Below are 5,072 nucleotides of genomic sequence, written 5' to 3'. Positions count from 1 at the left end.
TTAGTCACCTCTTTTGCCTTTTCTAGCATTTTATCTACCTCATTTAGGTATATATTGCTTATTAGTGGTGAAAGTGGTGATCGATCCGGTGCCACTTTATGTCTTTCCTACCCGGTGACACTCTATGACCTCCCAACTCAATTGATCCCACTTTAGAACTCTCCTATCTGACCGAAAATCACACAGATCACGCTTTTCGTATACACATACGGTCGCTGGGTAGGCAGAACGTGAACGGCCTTAAAAATACGGTCGCCATCGCCACGTCTTGTCAGACTTGTCAGATTATTTTTGAGAGCCGTTTCAGAAAAACCGTGTATCCCTATAAATAAACAAGTGTAATTACGCCTGTAGATGTAGATATTTTGCTACTTTCTGGACGTTTCAATACTTAGATAACGAAATAGAAAACACTCCTTACTTTGGTTGGCTATAATATGATAGACCTAAAAGTATCTATGCTACTTCAGTAGCCTTTATAACGTTACCATTCTGTTTTTGAGCTGCAATTCTGTTGACCACATCCATGGCGAGACAAAGCTTATTCTGGCAGAACAGGTTCCCGTTGATGAGACAGAGACAGACGTTGCATTCGACCAAGTAGACCGCTCCTGGCTTGCAGCGCGCAGCCTGGTGCGGGAGCTTCTGGAGGCTCGCGATCTCCCTCGGGGTAATGTGGGGGAATACATCCTTGGGGAGACGGACTTGACCCTCTGCAAGTAGAATACGGAGACTGTCAAACACCAACATTTTTGTTTTATTGTGTTTTGTTGATGTCCTTGGGCACGTGGTACACTGATGAACTCTGGTGTCAGAGTTTTTCAACCGCCTACTGCTAGTAGTATGGCATGGCATGGTTGTGTAACGACTGCTGTCTTAGTAAGCATAGACAGCAACCGGGACCGATGACTTAGCGTGCCCTCCTATGGTGATTCCTTAGTCTCTTTTTGGATAATCAGGTGATTCAGCTTGCAGTGTCCTAACCAGACTAGGAACAAATTCACAAAGTGATAAATATCAACTTTTGAATGCACCACTGAAAATCGATCCTGGAACCTTTGAAACCTTTGCAAGAGTGTAGGCATCAATTATACTTACTCATTTCTGCGCATGGTCTGTTTGTGCATCGAGCTACCTGTTTGTTTGTGCAGAAACATCTCTGGCAACCTTTTGTATAGATTTGGCCTGGCTTGCACTTCTTTGTGATCGGTAGCTTTGGATATCTACTACTGTCTCCACCTTCTCGAATGTTGTCTTTTTCTTCACTATTTGTTTTTATTTTTTCATTGTCTTTTTCCTCAACCACCTGTTGTTTTATAGCGTCTCCGGTAGAAACTTTATTGGTATTTAAGGTTTTTACGTTGTTATGTTCTTTCACTTTAGGCTCAACCGATTTGTTGCTATCAACTTCATCAATTGTAGGAACCGATGTGTTGTTAGGATCCGAACGAGTATGTTTTTCCTTGTGTTTGCGTTGGTGTATAACTAATTTATCGTCAAATACTTCCATGTACATATTTTTGTTTTTGGTCGCGTAGATTTTATTTAAAGGCTCCTTGTCTGCTTTTATTTGATTTATCTGTTTCAGTTCAACCTTCTTATGTTTCTCGAATTCTCTTTGCTCTGTGACGTCTTCTTTCTTCAGGCAGAGTTTCTTGGTGCACACGAGGCGGCCGTTGTTACAGACGCATATATTACAGTCCAATCTATATTTCAGCCCTTGAGTGCAGGGCTCGTCTTCGTGGATCTCGGGGAGGTGGATGACGTCATAAGCTTTCTTTTTTCGAGCTAAAACATGACGATACATTAATTTAAACTGTAAACCACACACACACACACACATGTCACGCCTATTATCCTTTTCGGGGTAGGTAGAGCGTAAACGGCCGCAAAAACGGACATTTACGCCACGTCTGACATATATTTAAGAGTAACACGGAAAATTGTGTATCGCCATTGTGACAGGTTGTCAGCCCATCGCCTAAAATGGCAATACATACCCTCGAGTCCCTCAGTTGCCTCATAAGACTTCCACGGGAAAGAAATGGGGTGATACTATTCTAAGCCGGCACCACGTGGCAACTGTAAACCATTTTGATTCAAAAAGCAAGATAGAAAAATATACTTTTTAATTCTCCCTTTTTTTCGGTATGTGCCCCGAAGAACTCGAGGCAGATCATGGTAGTGCAGGCCAGCACTCGGTTGCTGCTGCAGGAGCAGGTGTTGCACTTGTATCGGTACTTCTGGCCCGGCTCGCATGGCTCCTTGTCGCTCTTCAGTTCTGGCAGATCTAGCCTGCTCGCTCTGAAAGATGGAGGAATATGATATATACAGTAAGCATGTAAGCAGTTCAAAAATTACCAGTGCCCACCAGTTACAGTTTTTATCGTACCTAAAATACAGAATAGAACAAACAATAAAGAAGATATAAAGAAGATATATTTAAATGAAGCTTACTTTTAATAATTCTGCGTTACATTCTTCAGACATTAGAGGTTGTCACCAGATCTAAACTACTTCAACTATATTGCTCTGTAATGTGCTCTGGACTAAACTATACCGGGTGCAAGTGACGGTGTACCGAAAACTTTGCAGGGATGATTAGACAATGAAAATAAACATCATTTTCTATAGCGACAAAATTATCGACCTCCCATATATTATTCCCAATCACCTGATTGCCTTTCTTTGGAAACTCGATTTTATATTTCGTTGTCCATCATAGACTCCATAGTAAATGTTGTTCAGTTTTATAGTCTGATCATGCCTGCAAAGTTTTCAGTACACCGTCCCTTATACCTTATTAAATTCAGTGCAATTATTTTTAAAGTGAGTTCTAATCGTGAAACTGAATTTGGACCACTCATACATAAATGAACACAAAATGAGCCATTCTGTATGGGGGGTCTCCAATTCTTTTTCCATATTTCGTCCTATGTACATTGAAAAATTGTTCGTCAGTTTCACGAGTAAAACTGATCCTTGAAAGTATGAATTTAATAGAACCTCATACCTCAAAGAGCTGCCGAAAGGCATGGTACTATTTCCCGTGTTCGCGTTGGAGAGACACAGCTTGTTGGTGCAGGTGAGGCGACCGTAAGGCGAACAGGAGCAGGTGTTGCAGTCCTGCTGGATCACGGAGTACGGCTCGCAGATCATGTGCGGTGTGACTGGCCTCTCCGCGGTCAGGTCCGCTATGTCTCCCGCCGATATCTTCTGGATCGTTTCTTTGGTTGGCAGTTTGATGCAACGGTCGTCAATGTAGGTGCTGTCGGATTAAACCTTTATATCAAAAGATACGACGGCCGATGTGGCGCAGTGGTAGCATGGTAGTGGTTGCAGGATGACACCGATTGTCCGAAAAGAAATGGTTCGGTGCTTCGGAGGGCACGTTAAGCAGTCGGTCCCGGTTGCTGTCTTTGATTACTCAGACAGAGGTCGTAACACAACCATGTCAGATGCCTACATCTAGTAGTAGGCGGTTGAAAATCTATTATATATTTGCAGCTTATATTTCAACATTCAGTCTAATTATAAAATAATATTGACTTTGGGTAGACGAATAATGTCAAACTCTACTTACTGTCATTTTCAACAGTCTCAGAGAGGAGTAACACAATTCGGGCCTATAGCAGCCCTGAATATGTTCTGTGGTAGGTCCTGAGGTCTCCAAACTGGGCCAAAAATAACATACCCCCCTGTGGTATCAACGGCCACTAAACCAGTTTGCTGAAGTACCCGTTTTCTGCCACACCAGAATCTCCCGAGGACGGAGACCCCGTATCATCACCCCAATTCTGTCCGTGGGTGTCGTAAAAAGCGACTATAGAATTGAATAGAATAAAAAAACTGCCTCAGGGATAATCATCATGGAAATGGGCCGAAGCGTTCCCTGTGAATACAATATCTTACACTTCGCTCGCCAATCCCAGGCGTAGTGAGTATGGCATTACCCCCGATAGGGGGAGGCACATGTCCAGCAGTGGACTGTTATGGCTGTTAATGTATGTTAATGAATGTACAACTTACATACGGCCACATCTTTTAAAGAAAGTTGAATGTATTTTTTTCTTAAAATTTGACTAAAGCGCTATATCATTTAAATACAACGACGAAACACTACAAACAATTTTGCAATTTTCAAACCGGACTGACTCTTTGCGGAACTTATTATGTTGTCTCACTTGGTATAACTACATGGCAATAGCAACTGCCTTAGATATTTCAAAGGCTAAATTAAACTAAAGAACTTTTCTGAGGGAAAATAAGATCAATTTTATATCATTGAAAATGTGTTCGAGGCAGTTGATTTGCTTGGTCCGATTTTGACGAAGGCTAACTGTAGCTGAGCTAAGATGGTTGTGCATAGCACATCTATATTTTTCAACACCAACACCCATAACTTATGAAGTCTGAACTATCCCGCTGGTTATTCAAACTTTAACGGTAAGCAAAGTAATCACAGCAACTTCTTTTAAAACTTGCCATATTTAAAGTTTCACAACCGCCATTTTGTAAAAGCCAGTCGCTGAATACGTGGCATCGGATATCTTATTGAGGTCATTGAGAGTGTTAATAAGAGTATAACGTAAGCCTTGTTCATCCTTGTTCTACTAAGCAGTTGTAGTAAGTTTTATAGAGCTCTTATAGAAGTTTAGTCGTATACTTGGGTACGGTAGCACACGTTAAGTCTCGCTGATAAGGCGTGGTCCTAATTGTACACGAGTAGAGTTCGCACTGCATATTCAACATCCTACCGCTACCAAGTCTTTATTTGTATGAAATGTGTGTTTTTGTACACAAAAATTTATCTTTGTTTGGTAGAAAGAGCGACTGTAGGACTGTAAGAACGTTATACATATATACACTAAATACACCTGCATGGAAGAAAAGTGTTTTCTGGAAAAATTGCTATTGTATGGCTATAAAGATCTATGTCTAATTCCAAGCTAAACTCCCGCAGTGGAAGCGATTTACACAGGTAAATTTCTAGTAAAATACCAGGAGTTCAACTGAAGGCAGACAATGGCCGCGTTACGCAGCGCTAAATAGCATACGCTGCACAATATAGC

General features: G+C 41.4%; 1 protein-coding gene. It reads right to left on the bottom strand.

What is annotated here, in order from left to right; all coding sequences use genetic code 11:
• Positions 1-1,084 precede the first annotated feature (1,084 nt).
• On the bottom strand, positions 1,085-1,666 hold the full coding sequence (locus ACJ5GX_RS00530) for a hypothetical protein (RefSeq protein WP_495292579.1): 582 nt from the start codon (positions 1,664-1,666) through the stop codon (positions 1,085-1,087).
• Positions 1,667-5,072: the final 3,406 nt, after the last annotated feature.

The organism is Wolbachia endosymbiont of Tuta absoluta (genome assembly GCF_059414725.1).
Note: the sequence above shows the minus strand (reverse complement) of the source record. Positions and strands in the feature narration are given on the sequence as shown.